The 18,478-nt window shown below is 71.2% G+C and carries 16 protein-coding genes; 8 read left to right on the top strand and 8 right to left on the bottom strand.

The genetic code is table 11. The features are described 5' to 3' along the window. Nucleotides 1–51: 51 nt before the first annotated feature. The gene (locus ABZX79_RS06060) at nt 52–258 is read right to left on the bottom strand and encodes a cold-shock protein (RefSeq protein ID WP_355252325.1); all 207 of its coding nucleotides are present in this window, start codon (nt 256–258) and stop codon (nt 52–54) included. Between the two features lie 249 nt (nt 259–507). Here ABZX79_RS06060 and ABZX79_RS06055 point away from each other — a divergent pair, with 249 nt between their 5' ends. Continuing rightward, on the top strand, nt 508–1,812 hold the full coding sequence (locus tag ABZX79_RS06055; RefSeq protein WP_355252322.1) for an MFS transporter: 1,305 nt from the start codon (nt 508–510) through the stop codon (nt 1,810–1,812). A gap of 595 nt (nt 1,813–2,407) precedes the next feature. Here the strand turns inward: ABZX79_RS06055 and ABZX79_RS06050 are convergent. Next, entirely contained in the window at nt 2,408–3,850 is a 1,443-nt protein-coding gene (locus ABZX79_RS06050) for an NAD(P)/FAD-dependent oxidoreductase (RefSeq protein WP_355252319.1), read from the bottom strand. A 116-nt stretch (nt 3,851–3,966) separates the two neighbouring features. Between ABZX79_RS06050 and trxA the strand changes: the two genes are divergently transcribed. Then, a complete protein-coding gene (gene trxA / locus ABZX79_RS06045) occupies nt 3,967–4,356 on the top strand; it encodes a thioredoxin (protein WP_355252316.1) in 390 nt (129 codons plus the stop codon). A gap of 57 nt (nt 4,357–4,413) precedes the next feature. Here the strand turns inward: trxA and ABZX79_RS06040 are convergent, their stop codons facing one another. Genes ABZX79_RS06040 through ABZX79_RS06030 form a run of 3 tightly spaced genes read right to left on the bottom strand, consistent with a single transcriptional unit; the run spans nt 4,414 to nt 8,228 of the window. Next, nucleotides 4,414–5,850, bottom strand: a complete 1,437-nt coding sequence (locus ABZX79_RS06040; protein ID WP_355252313.1) for a benzaldehyde dehydrogenase — start codon at nt 5,848–5,850, stop codon at nt 4,414–4,416. Nucleotides 5,851–5,863: 13 nt separating this feature from the next. Next, complete coding sequence (locus tag ABZX79_RS06035) at nt 5,864–7,039, bottom strand: 4-hydroxybenzoate 3-monooxygenase (protein ID WP_355252310.1); 1,176 nt, start codon at nt 7,037–7,039, stop codon at nt 5,864–5,866. A 4-nt stretch (nt 7,040–7,043) separates the two neighbouring features. Beyond that, a complete protein-coding gene (locus tag ABZX79_RS06030; RefSeq protein WP_355252307.1) occupies nt 7,044–8,228 on the bottom strand; it encodes a thiolase family protein in 1,185 nt (394 codons plus the stop codon). A 123-nt stretch (nt 8,229–8,351) separates the two neighbouring features. Between ABZX79_RS06030 and ABZX79_RS06025 the strand changes: the two genes are divergently transcribed. After that, a complete protein-coding gene (locus ABZX79_RS06025) occupies nt 8,352–9,998 on the top strand; it encodes an IclR family transcriptional regulator C-terminal domain-containing protein (RefSeq protein WP_355252304.1) in 1,647 nt (548 codons plus the stop codon). Nucleotides 9,999–10,163: 165 nt separating this feature from the next. Here ABZX79_RS06025 and ABZX79_RS06020 read toward each other — a convergent pair whose 3' ends face one another. Then, nucleotides 10,164–11,186 carry a LacI family DNA-binding transcriptional regulator gene (locus ABZX79_RS06020; RefSeq protein WP_355252301.1) on the bottom strand — a complete coding sequence of 341 codons (1,023 nt, stop codon included), beginning with the start codon at nt 11,184–11,186 and terminating at the stop codon, nt 10,164–10,166. 285 nt (nt 11,187–11,471) lie between these two features. Here ABZX79_RS06020 and ABZX79_RS06015 point away from each other — a divergent pair, with 285 nt between their 5' ends. From ABZX79_RS06015 to ABZX79_RS06000, 4 genes are all read left to right on the top strand, one after another. Then, entirely contained in the window at nt 11,472–12,179 is a 708-nt protein-coding gene (locus ABZX79_RS06015; RefSeq protein ID WP_355252298.1) for a tRNA-dependent cyclodipeptide synthase, read from the top strand. Beyond that, nucleotides 12,169–13,353 carry a cytochrome P450 gene (locus tag ABZX79_RS06010; protein WP_355252295.1) on the top strand — a complete coding sequence of 395 codons (1,185 nt, stop codon included), beginning with the start codon at nt 12,169–12,171 and terminating at the stop codon, nt 13,351–13,353. Before ABZX79_RS06015 ends, ABZX79_RS06010 begins: the two co-directional genes overlap by 11 nt. 239 nt (nt 13,354–13,592) lie before the next feature. Then, complete coding sequence (locus tag ABZX79_RS06005; RefSeq protein ID WP_355252292.1) at nt 13,593–14,852, top strand: MFS transporter; 1,260 nt, start codon at nt 13,593–13,595, stop codon at nt 14,850–14,852. Nucleotides 14,853–14,877: 25 nt separating this feature from the next. Further along, nucleotides 14,878–15,573: an alpha/beta hydrolase gene (locus ABZX79_RS06000; RefSeq protein ID WP_355252289.1), complete on the top strand. Its 696-nt coding sequence runs from the start codon at nt 14,878–14,880 to the stop codon at nt 15,571–15,573. A 69-nt stretch (nt 15,574–15,642) separates the two neighbouring features. Here the strand turns inward: ABZX79_RS06000 and ABZX79_RS05995 are convergent, their stop codons facing one another. Continuing rightward, nucleotides 15,643–16,728 carry a glycosyl hydrolase family 18 protein gene (locus tag ABZX79_RS05995; protein ID WP_355252286.1) on the bottom strand — a complete coding sequence of 362 codons (1,086 nt, stop codon included), beginning with the start codon at nt 16,726–16,728 and terminating at the stop codon, nt 15,643–15,645. A gap of 71 nt (nt 16,729–16,799) precedes the next feature. On the opposite strand from ABZX79_RS05995, the gene ABZX79_RS05990 reads away from it, so the two are divergent. After that, nucleotides 16,800–17,261, top strand: coding sequence for a type II toxin-antitoxin system PemK/MazF family toxin (locus ABZX79_RS05990; RefSeq protein WP_355252283.1), 462 nt, complete (start codon nt 16,800–16,802; stop codon nt 17,259–17,261). A gap of 248 nt (nt 17,262–17,509) precedes the next feature. Here the strand turns inward: ABZX79_RS05990 and ABZX79_RS05985 are convergent, their stop codons facing one another. Further along, nucleotides 17,510–18,406 (bottom strand): TIGR02452 family protein, encoded by an 897-nt coding sequence (locus ABZX79_RS05985; RefSeq protein ID WP_355252280.1) that lies wholly within the window; start codon nt 18,404–18,406, stop codon nt 17,510–17,512. Nucleotides 18,407–18,478 lie beyond the last annotated feature (72 nt).

Here is an 18,478-nt window from a genome sequence, read left to right as displayed (position 1 = left end):
GTGCGCTACCGGACGGCGCTACGTGCGAACCACTTGAGAGCCACTTGAGAGCTAGCTGCGAAGAGTGACCTGTTCCGCCTGCGGCCCCTTGGGACCCTGGGTGACCTCGAATTCGACCTTGTCACCCTCCTGGAGCTCCTTGTAGCCCTGGGACTGGATGGCGGAGAAGTGGACGAACACGTCCGGGCCACCGCTGTCCTGCTCAATGAACCCGAAGCCCTTGTCCGCGTTGAACCACTTCACAGTGCCTGTTGCCATCAGTTCGTTCCTTCGTTCCGTGCCACGGCCCGACCATCGCCGCGCCGGCCGCAGCCATGTCGCAACTGCGGCTCCTGCACCTTGCCATCCCGACCCGGCTTCCGAATCGTCCTGATTTCCGTGTCGGCGCAACTCCGCCCGCCGTTCTAATTTTGACGATCATCTATGTTGACGCTCATCGAAACAGGTGGGAGGGTGGGCGCACCAGCCATCGACGGATGTCGAACCAAGAGGGGTCGGCGATCGACGATGACAGTCCTTCCCAGCGGTGGAGCCACCACCGACGCGGCGAAACGCCCCCCACTGCCGCCCCGTGCCGCGCTGCCCGCCCTGTGTGCCACCCAGATCACCGGCTGGGGCGTCGTCTATTACGCCTTCCCCGTTCTCCTCCCCCATCTGACGGCTGACACGGGGTGGTCGACGAGTGCCGCCACCGCCGCGTTCTCTGGCGCCCTGCTGGTCTCGGCCCTCGCCGGAATCCCCGTCGGGCGCATCCTCGACCGCCGGGGTCCGCGCGCCGTGATGACCACCGGGTCGCTGATCGCCGTCGCGTCTGTCCTGATGATCGCGGCAGCCCCGAATGTGTACGTGTTCGTCGCCGCGTGGGTGGTGGCCGGCGTCGGCATGGCCGCCACCTTCTATCAGCCGGCCTTCGCCGCCGTAACCCGCTGGTGGGGCGCCGGGCGCGTCCGCGCCCTGACGATCGTCACGCTCGCCGGCGGCCTCGCCAGTACGGTGTTCGCACCGCTGACGGCGGTCCTCGCGGACCACTTGGGCTGGCGTACGACCTACGTCGTACTCGCTGTCATCCTCGCCGCCGTCACCATCCCGGCCCACGCCTTCGCCCTGCGCGCCCCCTGGCCCGCCGCACCGCCGCCGGACGAGCCGACGAACGAGCCGACGAACATGCCGGCGAACATGTCGGCGAACAAGCCAACGGCCGGCCGACGTACGCCGGTCGCCCGCAGCCGCCCGTTTCTCGTCCTGACCCTGGCCTTCGCCCTGTCCGGCTTCGCCATGCACGCGGTCGTCATCGGCCTCGTCCCCCTCCTCACCGAACGTGGAGCTGCCGCGACAACCGCCGCCTGGGCGCTGGGACTTGGCGGCGCCGGCCAGACTCTCGGGCGTACGCTCTACGCCACCCTCGCCCGCAGAACCGGCGTCACCACCCGCACCACGGTCCTGATCGCCGCGGGCGGAGCCACCACGGCCGCGCTCTCCCTCGTCCCCGGCCCGGTCCCGCTGCTGATCCTGCTCGCCGTGGCGGCCGGAGTCGTACGCGGCAACCTCACCCTGCTCCAGGCCACCACCGTCGCCGAACGCTGGGGCACCGGCGACTACGCCCGCCTTTCCGCACTGCTGGCCGCTCCCGCCACGGTGGCGGGAGCCCTGGCCCCCTGGGCCGGCGCAGCCCTCGCCCCGCCCCTCGGCGGCTACCCTGCTCTCTTCGCCGTACTGGCCGCGACTTCCCTGGCAGCAGCGGCAGCGGCAGCGGCAGCGACGCTTGGCGCTGCGGCTGGGACGCGGCTGCGGGTGCGTGGTGGTGGTGCGTAGCCTCCGCTGGTGGGGACGTCCAGGGGCAGGGCGGGGCGTTGGCGGGCCCGGGGCGTTGGTCCCCTCTGGTGTGGGGGCCGCCTTGGGTAAGTGTGGCGGCGGAGGCCCGGCCCTCAAGGGCGCTCCTGCGTCGCGTCGCCTGCGGCGACTGCGCTTCGCTTAGCCCTTGACCGCCGAACCTCCGCCGCAATGCTTAAGGGGGGCGGCCCCCGGGGGGGAGCCCACGGGGAAGGCTCGGGGAGTGGCTCATCACCGCTGCCGGGCGGCGGGTGAGTGGGTAGGCGCATGAGGTCTATGGGGCGGTGCGGCCCCAGTCTCAGCGGCTGCGGGAACGGCCGTTGGTGCGGCATTCCCATTCAAACGCACACGACCGCTCACGCCGGCAGGCGGCCGGGTGGTGGGTCGGTCTGCGGACCGCCGGGTCTGCCGGCACGGCCACACCCTCCGGCCATCCGTGTGGACGTGCGGGCGGTGGTGTGGGCCGAAACGCTCGCCTGATGACGGGGAGTGCTACGGCTGGTCCCGGTGGGACTGGAGGGGCGTTGGGATTCGCCGAGTGCTGGGTTCGTCGCATTGCGCGGACGTGCCGGGCCGCTCAGCCGCGGTATGTCTCCAGCAGGCGCAGCCATACCTCGCTGATCGTCGGGTACGCCGGGACCGCGTGCCACAGGCGCGGTATCGGGACCTCGCCCGCTACCGCCACCGTGGCCGAGTGCAGCAGTTCGGCGACGCCCGGGCCCACGAACGTGGCGCCCAGCACGGTCTCGCGATCCAGGTCGACGACCATGCGGGCGCGGCCCCGGTAGCCGTCGGCGTAGAGGCCGGCGCCCGAGACCGATGCCATGTCGTAGTCGACGGCTCGTACGCGGTGGCCCGCTTCCTCGGCCTCCGCGAGGGTGAGCCCGACCGCCGCCGCCTCCGGGGCGGTGAAGACCACCTGCGGTACGGCGGCGTGGTCGGCGGTGGCGGAGTGGGCGCCCCAGCGGGCGGTGTTCAGGGGGTCACCGTGGGCCCTGGCGGCGATGGCCGCGCCCGCGATACGCGCCTGGTACTTGCCCTCGTGCGTCATCAGCGCCCTGTGGTTGACGTCGCCCACGGCGTAGAGCCAGTCGTTGCCCTCTACGCGGCAGCTTTCGTCGACGGTCAGCCACGAGCCCGGCTTCAGGCCGACCGTGTCCAGACCGATGTCGTCGGTACGCGGGGCGCGGCCGGTGGCGAAGAGGATCTCGTCGGCCTCGATCCGTTCACCTCCGTCGTCGAGGACGACAGTCACCGGGCCGCTGCCGCCCTCGCGTCGCTCCACGGCCGCGACGGAGGTTCCGGTGCGTACCGTGGCGCCCGCTTCGGTGAGTGCTTCGGCGATCAGCTCGCCCGCGAAGGGCTCCATCCTCGCGAGCAGGCCCTTTCCGCGTACGAGCACGGTGACCCGGGAGCCGAGCGCCTGCCACGCCGTGGCCATCTCCACGGCGACCACTCCCCCGCCGACCACCACGAGCCGGTCCGGTACCTTGCCCGCGCTGGTCGCCTCACGGCTGGTCCAGGCGTTCGCCCCGGCCGCTCCCGGCAGGTCCGGCACGACGGCGCGGCTGCCGGTGGACACCACAACCGCGTGCCGAGCGGTGAGGGTGTAGCGCTCGGCCGACGGGGTTTCCACGGTGACCTGCCTGGGGCCCGCGAGCCGGCCCCTGCCCCGGTGGATGTCCACTCCGATCGAATCCAGCCAGCGCACCTGGCCGTCGTCCTTCCAGTTCGACGCGTAGTAGTCGCGGTGCGCGAAGACCTCCGCGACGTCCAGGGGGCCCCGCACCGACTCACGCAGGCCCGGGACGCGGCGCGCGTCGGCGCGTGCGGTCACCGGGCGCAGCAGTGCCTTACTGGGCATGCACGCCCAGTAGGAGCACTCGCCGCCGATCAGCTCGTTCTCCACGACTGCTGTGGTCAGGCCTGCCGCTCGGGTGCGGTCCGCCACGTTCTCGCCTACAGGCCCGGCTCCCACTACTACGACGTCGTAGGTCGCCGTCTTCGCCGCATTCGTCATACGGGCAGTTTGGTCGGGGGTGTGCGCCGTGGCCAGCCGGGCAGGCGGAATAGCGCGAGCCCGCATGCCGTTGTGCGGGACGGCTTCGCCCGTTATGCCAGGAAGAGGAGCACACCATGTCCACCGTCGAGCTCACCAAGGAAAACTTCGATCAGGTTGTGTCGGACAACGACTTCATCCTGATCGACTTTTGGGCTTCCTGGTGCGGTCCTTGCCGGCAGTTCGCGCCGGTCTTCGAGAGCGCGTCCGAGCGTCACGACGACCTTGTGTTCGCCAAGGTCGACACCGAGGCCCAGCAGGAGCTGGCCGCGGCCTTCGAGATCCGCTCGATTCCGACGCTGATGATCGTGCGCGAGAACGTGGCGGTGTTCGCCCAGCCCGGCGCGCTGCCCGAGGCGGCGCTGGAGGATGTCATCGGGCAGGCCCGCAAGCTCGACATGGACGAGGTCCGAAAGTCCGTGGAGGAGGCCAAGGCCTCCTCCACGGACACGCAGGAAGCGGGCTGAGAGCGGAGTGCGGGAGGAGGGCCCGGCTGGTGTGGCCGGGCCCCTTTCGCGTGCGCTCTAGAAGGGGTGGTCCGCCGGTTCGCGGCGTACCGTCGTCCAGCGCAGCTCGGTGAACGCCTCCAGGTTCGCCTCGCCGCCGAAGCGCGCACCGGTGCCGGAGGCCGCTACGCCGCCGAAGGGTGCGACCGCCTCGTCGTTCACCGTCTGGTCGTTGATGTGGACGATGCCGGTGGGGATGCGGTCCGCGAGATCCAGGCCGACAGCGGTGTCGCGGGTGACGATGCCCAGGGAGAGGCCGTACGGGCTCGATGACGCGAGAGCTGCCGCCTCCTCGAGCGTGGTGAAGGAGCGGACCGGGGCCACCGGGCCGAACACCTCCTCGGCGTACGCGGGAGTGTCGTCGTCCACGCCCGCGAGCACAGTCGGCCGGTAGAACAGTTCTCGGTGGCTGCCGCCCGCCGCCAGTTTCGCGCCGCTCGCCGTGCTGGCCTCCACCAGGCCGTGGATTTTGGCCAGTTGGTGTGTGTCGATGATCGGGCCCAGGTGTACCTGATCGCGGTGCGGGTCGCCGACGGTGAGGGATTCGGCCTTGGCTGCGAGCCGTTCGACGTACTCGTCGTAGAGCGAGGCGTGTACGAGGTGGCGGCCCGTCGTCATGCAGATCTGGCCCTGGTGGAAGAAGGAACCCCAGGACGCCTGCGCGACAGCGCCTTCGAGGTCGGCGTCCTCCAGTACGACCAGGGCCGAGTTGCCGCCCAGCTCCAGGTGTACGCGCTTGAGTGCGCGACCCGCGGCCTCGCCCACCGCGCGGCCCGCGGCTGTTGAGCCGGTGAAGGAGACCACCGGGACGTCCGGGTCGGCGACGAGCGCCTGGCCGGTCTCGGCGCCGCCCGGCAGGACGTGCAGCAGGCCCTCCGGCAGGCCCGCCTCGGCGAATACGGCGAGGAGGGCCAGGCCGCCGCAGATCGCGGTACGGGGATCGGGCTTGAGGAGTACGCCGTTGCCGAGCGCGAGGGCGGGGGCGACCGAGCGTATGGAGAGGATCAGTGGGGCGTTGAACGGGGCGATGACGCCGACCACTCCGGCCGGTACCCGCCGGGTGTACGAAAGGCGGGGCGCCTCGCTGGGCAGCACCTGTCCGGCGGGGCGGGAGGCCAGGGCGGCGGCCTCGTAGCACTCCTGGGCGGCGACATGGAGCTCGAAGTCGGCCTTGCCGGGAATGGAGCCGGATTCCCGTACGAGCCATTCCCGCAGCTCGTCGGCGTGCGCGGCGAAGAGGTCGCCGGCGCGGCGGAGCACGGCGGCCCGTACGAAGTGCGGCGTACGGGCCCATGCCGACTGCACGGCCCCGGAGGTCTGCGCGGCCGTGGCGACGTCGTCGGCGGTGGCGAGCGTGACGCGGCCGAGCGATTCGCCCGTGGCGGGCTCGACGACGTCCGACTCACCGCCCGAGAGCCGGACGGGCTGCCAGGTCTTGGGGTCGAGCAGTGGCATGTGGGATCTCCAGTCAGAGAGGAAGTCCTGTGTAGTTCCCGGCCAGTTCGGCGGCGGCGGGCCGGGAGGACGCGAGACGGTGCAGCCTTGCGAGATGCACTCGGCTGTCGAACGCGCTTTCGCTTGGTTGACTGTGCAACATCGTAGTCATGTCGTACGAGAAACGGGTGGCTTGCCACACGCGCCGCAGGCACAAGTCCGAGTAGGAGGTGAGGAGTTCGTCCGATCCGGTGCGGTGGTGGTGCTCGAAGGCGCGGGCCAGGATCCGTACGTCGGAGACCGCCAGGTTGAGGCCCTTGGCTCCGGTGGGAGGGACGATGTGCGCGGCGTCCCCGGCCAGGAAGACCCGTCCGTACCGCATCGGCTCGGTGACGTAACTGCGCATCGGAGTGACGGACTTGGAGGTGATCGGGCCGCGGGCCAGGCTCCAGTCGCCGTCGTCGATCGCGAAGCGGCGGTCCAGTTCGTCCCAGATCCGGTCGTCCGACCAGTCGGCGGGGTCGGTGCCGTTCGGGACCTGGAGGTAGAGGCGGGAGACGGTGGGCGAGCGCATGCTGTGGAGGGCGAAGCCTTCCTCGCCGCGTGCGTAGATCAACTCGTCGCAGGACGGGGGGACATCGGCGAGAATGCCCAGCCAGGAGTAGGGGTACGTGCGCTCGTACGTGCGGCGGATGCCGGTGGGGATCGCGGCGCGCGCGATGCCGTGGAAGCCGTCGCAGCCGACGACGTAGTCGCAGTCGAGGGTCTGCTCGCGGCCTTCGTGGGTGAAGCGGACGACCGGGTGGTCTGATGCGGGCTTCTCGACGGCGAGGGCCTCGGCCTCGAAGAAGAGGGGCGGGCCTTCGGCGAGTTGGAGCGCGACCAGGTCCTTTACCACCTCCGTCTGCGCGTAGACCATGACCGACCGGCCGCCGGTGAGCTCCGGGAAGTCGATGCGGTGGCTCTGGCGGTCGAAGCGCAGCTCGATGCCGTGGTGCACGAGTCCTTCGGCGTCCATGCGGGCGCCCGCCCCGCAGGCGCGCAGTGCGTCGACTGTGCCCTGCTCGAGGATTCCGGCGCGCTGGCGCTGTTCGACGTACGCGCGGGTCCTGTTCTCCAGGACGACGCAGTCGATGCCGGCGTTGTGGAGGAGGCGGGCGAGGAGCAGGCCGGCGGGGCCTGCGCCGATGATCGCGATGGTTGTACGCATGTGGTCAGCGCTCCAGTACGAGCGCGAGGCCCTGGCCGACGCCGATGCACAGGGCGGCGAGGCCCGTGCCCGAGCCCGCGGCGGCGAGCTGGTGGGCCACGGATCCGGCGAGGCGGGCGCCCGAGGCACCGAGCGGGTGGCCGATGGCGATGGCGCCCCCGCGCGGGTTCACGACGGCGGGGTCCAGGTCCGGCCATTCGGCGAGGCAGCCGAGCGACTGGGCGGCGAAGGCCTCGTTGAGCTCGAAGGTGGTGAGGTCGGCGAAGGACTTGCCCGACTTGGCAAGCGCGCGCTGGACCGCCTCGACCGGGCCGAGGCCGAAGAGCTGCGGCTCGATGCCGGTGACGGCGGAGGTCCGGATACGGGCGAGCGGCTCGCGGCCGGTGGCGCGCAGGCCTTCCTCGTCGACGATCAGGAGCGCGGCGGCGCCGTCGTTGAGCGGCGAGGCGTTGCCGGCCGTAACGCTGCCGCTCTCGCGGAAGACGGGCTTCAGCTTGGCCAGGGCCGCCATGGTCGAGCCCTCGCGGATGCACTCGTCGCGGGTGAGGTCCACGCCGTCGTACGGGACGACCTCATCGGCATACAGGCCGTCCGACCAGGCCTTCGCTGCCTTTTGGTGGCTCGCGAGCGCGAAGGCGTCCTGCTGTTCGCGGGTGATGCCGTGCTTGTCGGCGATGAGCTCCGCGCCCTCGCCGAGCGGGACGGTCCACTCGTCGGGCATGCGCGGGTTGGTCATGCGCCAGCCGAGCGTGGTCGAGTGCAGCTGCTGGTGGCCGGCGGGGAAGGCGCGCTCGGGCTTCTGGAGCACCCAGGGGGCGCGGGACATCGACTCCACGCCGCCGGCGATGGCGACGGACGCGTCGCCGACGGCTACGGCGCGGGCCGCCTGGATGACGGCCTCCAGGCCGGAGCCGCAGAGGCGGTTGACGGTGACACCGGGAACGGAGACGGGCAGTCCGGCGAGCAGCACGGCCATCCGGGCGACGTCCCTGTTGTCCTCGCCGGCGCCGTTGGCGTCGCCGAAGTAGACGTCGTCGATCCTGGCGGGATCGAGGTCGGGCGTACGGGCGACGAGCGACTTGACGACGTGGGCGGCGAGGTCGTCGGGGCGTACGGAGGAGAGGGCACCCCCGAACTTGCCGATCGGGGTGCGGACGGCGTCGACGATGTAGACGTCGCGGATGCTCATCGGGTCTCTCCCGCTGTCGTAGAGTTTTCAGTGTTCGCAGAATGAACTATCGTTCATAAACGACTTCGCCCCGAGTCTCTGCCGAGCGCCGTCCGGTGTCAACGGCCTGCCAGGAGGAATCCCATGTCGAGCGCCGAATCCGTTGACCCGGTCGGACCTCTGGAGCGCGGGCTCACCGTGCTTCGGGCCCTATCCGCTCCCGGCGCCCAGGACCGGGTTCGGCACAGTGATCTCGTACGGTCGACAGGCCTCGCCCGCTCCACGGTCGACCGGGTGGTGTCCACCCTCGACCGGCTCGGCCTCGCGCGCAGCGACGGGCGGGAGGTGGCGCTCGCGCCCCGGCTGATGGAGCTGCCCGGCGCGTACCTGACGGCGTGCGGGATTCCGGCGGCGCTCGGGCCGGCGGCGGAGCGGCTCGCGGACGAGTTCGACGAATCGGTGTCGGTGGCGGTGCCGGACGACGGGGTGGCCGGGGTGCGGTTCGTACTCCAGACGACGCGGCAGCGCACGATGTCGCTGGCCTTCCGCATCGGCGATCTGCTGCCCGCCGAGCGGTGCGCGCCCGGGGCGCTGTTCGCGGCGGAGTGGGACGGGCAGGCATGGCAGGCGTGGCGTGAGCGGCGGGACGCCGATCCGCTGGACGCGGGGTTCGCGGCGGTGCCGCCGCGGGGCAGGCCGCTGGATGCGGACGGCTTCGAGCGGCGGGCGGCGCGGGCGGGCGCGGACGGCTGGGCGGGCGACGACCAGCTGATCGAGCCGGGGCTGGTGGCGGTCGCCGTGCCGGTGCGCGACGGGGCGGGGCGGGTGGTGTGTGCGGTGAGCGTGGTCAGTCACACCAGCCGGCACACCCTGGAGTCGCTGCGGGAGACCGTGCTGCCCAGACTGTGCGCGGTGCGGGGGGAGTTGGAGGCGGCGCTGGCGGCGCCACGCTCCGGGCCGCGGGCCGCGCCCGTACGGGACACCTCACTGGAGGCCAAGCGCGAACTCGGGCCGGGCTTTCTGCAGTCCCTGGCGCGGGGGCTCACCGTCCTCGCCTCGCTCGGCGCCGACCGGGGTGACGGGATGGCGCTGACGGCTGTCGCCGACGCGACCGGGCTGGCCAGGGCTACGGCGCGGCGCTCGCTGCTGACGCTGGAGCAGTTGGGGTACGTCGCGGCGGAGGGGCGCGTGTGGCGGCTGCTTCCGCGCGTGCTCGAACTGGGCTGCGCGCGGCTGTCCGAGCTGGGGCTCGCGGAGATCGCCCGGCCTCATCTGGCGGCGCTGGTACGGCGCGTGCACGAGTCGGCGTCGCTGGCCGTGCTCGACGGCGCCGACATCCGGTACGTGGCGCGTGTTCCCACGGTGCGCATCATGAGCGTCAACATCACGGTGGGTACGCGTTTTCCGGCGTACGCCACGTCGATGGGCCGGGTGCTGCTGGCAGGCCTGGCGTGCGAGGAGCGGCCGCCGCTGCCGGAGGTACTGCCGGCGCTGACGCGGCGTACGGTGACCTCGCCAGTCGAGCTCCAGGAGATCATCGAGCGAGCCGATTCGGATGAATACGCGCTGGTGGACGAGGAGTTGGAGGAGGGACTGCGCTCGTTGGCGGTTCCGGTGCGGGGCGCCCACGGTCGCGTGGTGGCGGCGGTGAATGTGGCCCGGCATGCGGGGGACGGCACGCCGGCTGAGATGCGGCAGGCGCTGCTGCCGGCGCTGCGGGAGACGGCGGCGCTGATCGAGGCGGACCTGCGGGCGCTGGGCACGGCGGGGCGAGTAGGGCTGCCGCTCTGACCCGGCGGACGCCCTTCGGGCGTGTCCTCAAACGCCGGACGGGCTGAAGGCTGCCGCAACGCGGCACCATCCAGCCCCTCCGGCGTTTGAGGAGCGGGGTCTGGGGCAGCGCCCCAGTTCGGGGAAGGGGCGGGAAAGCCCCCGCAGGGACTCAGCCCGCGGCGCTCAACTGGACTCCCGGGGCACCGTGCGCGCCGCCATCAGGTCATGGCGCTCGACCTCGCCGTCCGGATCGCGCACCACCCGGTCCACCAGCTCCGCTATCTCCTGCCCCGTCGGCAGCTCGATGTGCACCGTACTCAGCCGCGGCCGCAGCAGCTTCCCCATCAGCAGGTCGTCCGCGCCGACCACCGCACACTCCCCCGGTACGTCGATCCCCGCATCCTGAAGCGCCCGCATCAACAGCTGCGCGTACTCGTCGTTGTAAGCGTAGACCGCGTCGAGACCGAGCTCGCGCCAGCGCCCGGCAAGCGCCGCCGCGGATTCCTCGTCGTACGCCATCGTCAGCGGTTCGACCCGGGCACCGGCAGCCGCCACCGCCTTGCGCACACCCGCCAGTCGCGGCCGGGAGAACATGTCCAGCCCCTGCTCGGCGGGAACCACCACCCCGATCGCGCGCCGCCCCCGCTCCAGCAGGTGCGCCGCCGCCGCGGTGCCGATCGCCCGCTGGTCCATGACCAGGGCGTGCGCGCCCTCCACCCGCTGCGGGCCGAGCGTGATCACGGCCCTGGCGCCGGAGCGCTTCAGTACCTGCACACCGTCCGGACTGAGCGCGATCTCACCGAGGGAGAGGACCGCGACCGGTCGCATTTCCGCCCACGCCCGGGCCGCTTCGTCGGCGCCGAGACCCAGGCTGCCGTACTGCACGACCGTGTAGTCCAGCGCCCGCAGGGCCCACTGGACCTCGTTCAGAAACCGGCCGTAGAGCGGGCCGACGGGGATGTGCGCCGTCGGCAGCAGCACGATGCGGCTGTGCCCGGCCCGCAGGCTTCGCGCGGCCGCGTGCGGGACGTAACCCAGCTCCTCGGCGGCCTCACGCACCCGGCGGCGGGTCGGTTCACTGATCCGCACCGCCGAGGTGTTGTTGAGGACGTACGAGACCGTGGCGCGCGAGACTCCGGCCAGGCGCGCGACGTCGGTGCTGGTCGGGACGGGGCTATCGGCGGACTGCTTCGGTGTCTGGCTCATCGCGTTCGGCATCTTTCCAGATCGGAATGGAGCAGGGTCTGCCGGATGGCCGGAATTGATCACGAGTCCGGGACGGGGGGAGCGAGTATCACACCGCAACTTGTCACGAGTTCAACCATTACGAGGGAGTAACAGTAGGTTTTGCGCCTCTGATCGACTATTTTCAGCCATGTAGTGACCGCCATGATGACTCTGTGAAGATCGCCGGTAACTTCATGTCGCGCCGCCACACCAGGGGCACAGGGCCCCACCGGGACTCGCGGCGCCAAAGGGTGCATCACCTACGTGACCACACCGACTGTTGCATTCACCGCCCAGCCCTATACACCGCACTGCCAAGTCATCTGTGACGAGGGCGACCATGCCGTCATAGGCATATCTCCGGGAAACAGCTACTTCTCAGCCAGGCGCGTCACCGACCTGGCCCGCTGGGGACTGGACAATTTCCGACAGGTTGACCTCATATACACAGACCTCCACATAGCAGACATGTACGAGGCCCTCGGCTACCCCGCCGACGAAGCCCGTCGCAAAGCCGTCAAGAATCTCCGCGGCGTACGGGCCAAGGTCACCAACGCCGCCGCCGAGATCGACCCCCACGGCGACCGGCTCCGCGGCCGGCCGATGTCCGCACTCCTGGACATCCCCATGTACCAGCAGATCCACAAGAGCCTGAACGACCTGCTGGCCACTGACGCCGAGTTCCACACCACCTGCACCGCCCTCGTCGACAGCTTCCTGTCCTCGAAGGTGCTCAACGGCAAGACCGCGACCGAGCGGCAACGCGACGTCTGTCTCAAGTACATCTGCGCGGAAGCACCGTTGTTCCTCGACACCCCGGCCATCCTCGGCGTGCCGTCGTCGCTGAACTGCTACCACCAGCTTCTCCCGATGGCCGAACTGCTGTATTCGCGCGGCTCAGGGCTGCGCGCGTCCCGCAACCAGGGACACGCCATCGTCACCCCCGCCGAAGGACACCACCATGAGCACTGACACTCTCCTCGACTTCCCGTTCTCCCCTCGCGGCGACCAGCTCCCCCCAGAGGTGGAGCGCCTGCGCGGCGAGCCGGTCAAGCGGGTGCGCACCATCGCGGGTGACCCGGCCTGGCTCGTCTCCTCGTACGCCCTGTGCAAGCAGGTCCTCGAAGATCCCCGGTTCAGCCTGAAGGACACCTCCGCCCCCGGTGTGCCCCGCCAGTACGCGCTCACCATCCCGCCCGAAGTCGTCAACAACATGGGCAACATCACCGGTGCGGGCCTGCGCAAAGCCGTCCTCAAAGCCATCAATCCCAAGACCGACGGCCTCACGGAATGGATGCGCGACCACGCCACCGCCCTGGTCGACGACCTCCTGGACTACGGCCCGCCGGCCGACCTGCGCGGCCGGTTCGCCAACCCCTACGCCGAAAACCTCCACTGCCGCATCCTCGGCATACCGCAGGCCGACGCGCCCCGCCTCGCCGCCAGCCTCGACATCGCGTTCATGAACTCCGCGTGCCCGGTCACCGGGGCCCGGCTCAACTGGGACCGTGACATGGCGTACATGGTGGAACGGCTCGACGACCCGGCGACGGGCGGCCTCATGCGCGAACTCGCCGCCCTGCGGGGCAACCCCGAGTACGCGCACCTCACCGACGAGATGCTGGCGACCGTCGGCGTCACCATGTTCGGCGCCGGGGTCATCTCCACCATGGGCTTCTTCACCATGGCGGCCTTCTCCCTGCTCCAGAACCCTGACGTGTGGGACCAGCTGCGGGCGGAGCCGGACAAGATCCCGGCGGCCGTGGACGAGCTGCTGCGCGTCAACCTGTCCATTGCGGACGGCCTGCCCCGCCTCGCGCTCGAAGACGTCACTCTCGGCGACGTCGAGGTGAAGAAGGGCGAACTGCTTCTCGTCCTGGTCGAGGCGGCGAACACCGACCCGGAGGTGTTCACCGATCCGCACACGGTCGACATCGACCGACCGAACGCGGCCACGCACCTGTCGTTCGGCGGCGGCGCCCACTACTGCCCCGCCACCGCCCTCGGGAAGCGGCACACCGAGATCGCGCTGGAGGTACTGCTCGACAAGCTGCCCGGCCTCCAGCTCGCCGTGCCGGTCGACCAACTCGTATGGCGCACCCGGTTCATGAAGCGAATTCCCGAGCGCCTGCCCGTCACCTGGTAACCGTCCGCCTCCGGACAGCAGTGCCCGCCGATCGGTCTCCTTCCCGGCGGGCACTGCCCCATTCCCGGCGTCGCGGCGGCGCAGTGGGATCATGCCGCCGTTATAACGGTCCCGGCAGAGGTCTAGCGGAGAGCCGAGGAGGTGAGCTAAACAGTGGGCACGCAAGTAACTGACACGTGTCAACACGTCTCACCTGGTGCGTCCCCTCGTCCGCTCACCCCTGCCCCAGGAGGGCAACCGTGGCCACATCCTCCCCCGGGACCGGCGCCGACGTGACCGGTGCCGGTCCGTCCGCCCCGTCCGCCCCGTCCGCGGCAAGACGCGGGCTGCTGCCTCTGCTGCTTGTCGGCAACACCACCATGTACGCGCTGTACATCGGCGTCGGCGGCGTACTCCTCGCCCTTCAGGTCGAGGACGTCGACCCGGCGAACAAGGTGGCCAACCTCGGCCTCGTGGCCGGTGTCGCCGCGATCTTCGCGACCGTCTTCAACCCGGTGGCCGGCGCTCTCTCCGACCGCTCCGGACGCCGGAACCCGTGGATACTCGGCGGCGGTCTGCTCGCCGTCCCCGCGATGTTCCTGCTCGGCAGCGTGCACACGGTCCTGATGATCACCATCGCCTGGTGTCTCGGCCAGGCCGTGATGAACGTCTACCAGGCCGCCATCACCTCCGTCGTCCCCGACCGCGTCCCGATGACCGCGCGCGGCAAGGCCTCCGCCGCCGTGGGCCTCGGCCTGCCCTTCGGCAGCACCCTCGGCGCGCTGATCGGAGCCGCGTTCTCGGACGACTACCGCACCGGCTACCTCATCTTCGGCGTGCTGGTCGCCGCCTCTGCGGTCCTCTTCACCTCCTGCGCCCGTGAGCAGCGGATGCCGGCCCGTCAGCCGCTGCCCGTACGGGAACAACTGGCCGCATTCGCGGGGGCCTTGAAGTCGCACGACTTCCGCTGGGCCTTCATCGGCCGCGCACTGCTGATCCTCGGATACTTCGCGGTGAACGGCTTCCTCCTCTACATCATCAAGGACCACACCGTCCTGCCCGCCGGGCTGAAGCCCGAGGACGCGGTGGCGGTCCTGATGCCGGTCACCAGCGTGGCCATGATCGTCTCGACCGTCCTCGGCGGATACCTGTCGGACCGCTTCGACCGGCGCAAACTGTTCGTCGGCGCCTCGGCCGCGCTGTCGGCCGTCGCCCTCGTCATCCCGGCGGTGTCGACGAGCTGGGTCGCGATGCTGGCCTTCGCCACCATCAACGGCCTTGCCTTCGGCTGCTACATGGCCGTGGACACCGCGCTCGTGACGATGGTGCTGCCGAAGGCGGAGGACGCCGCCCGCGACATGGGCGTACTGAACATCGCCAACGCGGGACCGCAGATCGTCGCCCCCTTCATCGCCTCGCTGATCGTCGGCGTCGGTGGCTACACCACCCTCTTCCTCTTCGCGGCGGCGCTCGCTGTGCTGGGCGCGCTCGCGGTACGCCCGATCCGCTCCGTCCGCTGACGATCACCCTGAGAAAGGCAGCACTGTGCAGCTCCACACCCGGACCTGGGGCGAGGGCGACCGCCTCGCGCTCCTGATCCACGGCATCATGGCCGACCACCGCACCTGGCGGCGGGTCGGTCCCGCTCTCGCCGACAAGGGTTACAAGGTCATCGCCGTCGACCTGCGCGGCCACGGCGCCAGCGAGCGGGGCGAATACACGCCCGAGATCTTCGCCGACGATGTGGTCGAAACTCTCCCGGCAGGCGCCGAACTGGCCATCGGTCACTCCCTCGGCGGCCTCACCCTCTCGCTCGCCGTGGACCGGCTGCGGCCGGAGCGTGCGGTCTTCTCCGACCCGGCGTGGCACCTCGCCACGGCGGAGCACGGCTTCGGTCCCGAGATGTTCGCGCAGTTCAAGGCGGCGCCGCGGGAGCGGATAGCGGCGATGAATCCGCGCTGGGACGCGGCGGACATCGACATCGAGCTGGAGACGCTCCGGGTCTGGGACGAGGCGTCGGCGCTCGGACTGGCCGCGCTGTCCGGCGTCGACCTGCTGCCCGCCGGACCCGTCGTGCCGTCGCTGGTGCAGCTCGCCGACCCGAGCTTCCTCATCGACGCGGCCAAGGCGGCGGTGCTGGCGGAGCGCGGTTTCGAGGTCCGTACGGTCAAGGGCGCGGGCCACACCATCCACCGTGACGACTTCGACGCGTTCATGACGTCGCTGGACGGCTGGATCTGACATCGCATCCAGCGCGTACGGGCTGACCGGACCGGGGCACCGGGTCGCCGGTTCGGCCCGTACGCCGGTTCAGTCGCCCGCCAGCACTGGCCACACCCCCGGGTCCTCGAAGTTCAGCGCCCACAGCCCGGTGCCCGCGATGTTGTACTTCCGCACCGTCGGCAGATGCGCGGCGACCCCGCGCGCGTCCTGATACCAGACCGTCCGCGTCTGCTCCCCCTCCTGGTAGGTGAACGTCGGCGAGCCCGACTCCGCGTCGAGCCGGTACGGCGCGCCCTTCTTGACGCGCAGCGCCTCCGCCTCCTTCCAGGTGACGTGTTTCGTCTCGCCGCCGGGCACCCAGTCCCAGCCGTACGCCGGAAGTGCCATCTCGATCTTCGTGCGCGGGATCAGGCCGGTGGCGTGGCGCAGGATTTCGTCGTACCAGCTCGGTGTGGAGAGCGGTCCGGGCTGCCCGCCCCTCCAGTGGAGGTCGTACCCCATGATCCGCACCCGGTCGGCCGCCCGGCCGATCGCGGCGTAGTCCCAGATACGCCCGGTGTTCGCGGTCTGCGGGGACACCGTGATGACGCACTTCTTCCGGGCGTCGTGCAGGGCGCGGCACAGGTCGGTGACGAAGGCCGCGTATCCGGCGCGCACTTCTTGGTACGAGGCGTCGCCGGTCGCGGCGATGGTCTCGTAGTCGATGTCGAGGCCGTCGTACGGGCGGCTCTTGGTGATGCCGATGAGGGTGCTGATGTGAGTGGCGCGGCTTGTGGGGCTGGTGAGGATCTCGCCGAGCGCCCCGGGCTTCATCGTCTCCATCACGGTCGGTACGACGCTGATGCCGGCCGCGCGCAGCCCGTCGATGACGCCGCGCTCGCCGGCGCCCGGGTGTCCGTCGACCTGTCCGGCCGAAACGGCCTGGTACCAGAAGGGGCTGACGGTGTGCAGTTGCGCGGCGTGGCGCAGGGCGTCGCGGTAGGCGGCTTTCTGGTCCCAGTAGGGGAGCCAGGCGGAGACGTTGCGGGGCGGGGCCGGCGCGGGGACGGAGCCGGAGCCGGAGCTCGGTGGTCCGGCGGGGTGCGGTGGCGCCGGTGGCGCCGGTGGCGGTGACGCGGCCGCCGTGCCTATGAGTCCGGCTGCGACGAGGGCGCTCAGGATTCTGCTGGCCATGGACCGAGCCTGTGGCCCGGTCGCCGGGCCCGCGCTGCGGACTGGGCCGTCCAGGCCCTAACCTCACCCGGGTGACGACTTCTTCCGATTCCGCCGACCTCACCGAACTGCTGCCCGGTCAGGGCGGCCCCGCCGCGACCGCGGAAGCCGACCCGCGTGTGATTGGTCCGGTACGGACCTCGTACGCGCCGGACCGCGACGGCGATCCCGACCCGGGCGAGATCGTCTGGACGTGGGTGCCCTTCGAGGAGAACGACGGGCGGGGCAAGGACCGGCCGGTGCTCGTGGTAGCCCGCGAGGCGGCGGGCACGCTGCTCGCCGTACGCCTGTCCAGCAAGCGGCACGACCGCGACCGCGAGTGGGCGGCGATCGGTTCGGGTCCGTGGGACAGGGCGGGGCGCGAGTCCTGGGTCGACCTCGACCGGGTCCTGCGGGTGCACGAGGCCGGAATGCGACGCGAGGCATGCGCCCTGGACCGCCCACGCTTCGACCGCGTAGTACGACGCCTACGGGAACGCTACGGCTGGAGCTGACGGCCCGGGCCCGGACTCGGACTCCGGCCCCGGACTCGGACTCCGGCCCCGGACTCGGACTCCGGCCCCGGACTCGGACTCCGGCCCCGGACTCGGACTCCGGCCCCGGGCTCGGGCTCGGACTCCGGCCCGGGCTACGGCTCCGGCTCGGGCCGGGGCCCGGACTCCGGCTCGGGCCCGGGCTACGGCTCCGACTCAGGCCCGGACTCCGACTCGGGCCCCGGCTCCGGCCCGGGCCCCGGCTCGGGCTACGGCTCCAGACCGGGCTCCGGCTCCGGCTCCGACTTGGGCTGCGGCTGCAGCTTGGCCACCGGCTCCGCTGCGAACGTCGTGTGGAAAGCCGCCAGAACCGGTGCCTCGCGCGTGCGGTCCAGCACGCCGAAGACCACCTCGTCGAAGTGGCCCGAGAAGCGGCCTTCCCCGGTGAGGTGCGCGTGGAACGCGCCCGCCACGACTGCCGGTTCGTTCATGAAGACGCCGCAGCCCCAGGCGCCCAGCACCAGCCGCCGGTAGCCGCACGCCGCTGCGGTCTCCAGGACGCGCCCGGCCCGGGACGCGAGCGCGGCGGGGATGCGGTGCGCCTCGGCCGGCTCGCGGCTGCGGATCACTCCCGCGTTGGGCGCGGGCGAGGTCAGGAAACCCACGGTGTACGGCGTGGGGAGCAGCGCGCCGCGGTCGTCGCGGAAGACGGGAACGCCGGGCGAGTGAATCACCCGGTCGGTGTAGAAGGGGCTGCGGTCCGTCCGGTGGTGGGCGTAGAACTCCGGGGCGCGCAGCAGGGTCGCGTACAGCGCCGAGCCTCGGCACAGGGCCTCCTCCTGCGCCTGTGCGCCGTTCAGGTAGCCGCCGCCCGGATTGCGCGCGGAGGCGAAGTTGAGCACGGCGACCCGGCCGGATTCCGCACGGCCCCCGGCGGTCAGCCTGCGCGCGGCCTCCAGGCTGCTCTCCCCCGTGACCTCGAAGGCCGTCGTACGGTCCGTGTCCGGCGTGACGGCGACCGGGTCGGGGCCGTACACCCTGGTCCCCGCCAGGGCGGCGGCCAGTTCGTCGCCGATCGGCACGACACGGCCACCCGGGACGGCGTACCGGCCCGCCCGGACGATCTCTTCGGTCTCTTTCGCGATTCCGCGCAGTCGTGCACTCACAGGTGAGATCGTCGGCGACCGGCGGCCACCGGCGCAACGGAGTTTTCGCGCCTCCAAGGACACTCTTGTGCG

The sequence above is a fragment of the Streptomyces sp. NPDC002994 genome (assembly GCF_040611155.1).
GTDB lineage: Bacteria > Actinomycetota > Actinomycetes > Streptomycetales > Streptomycetaceae > Streptomyces.
Note: the sequence above shows the minus strand (reverse complement) of the source record. Positions and strands in the feature narration are given on the sequence as shown.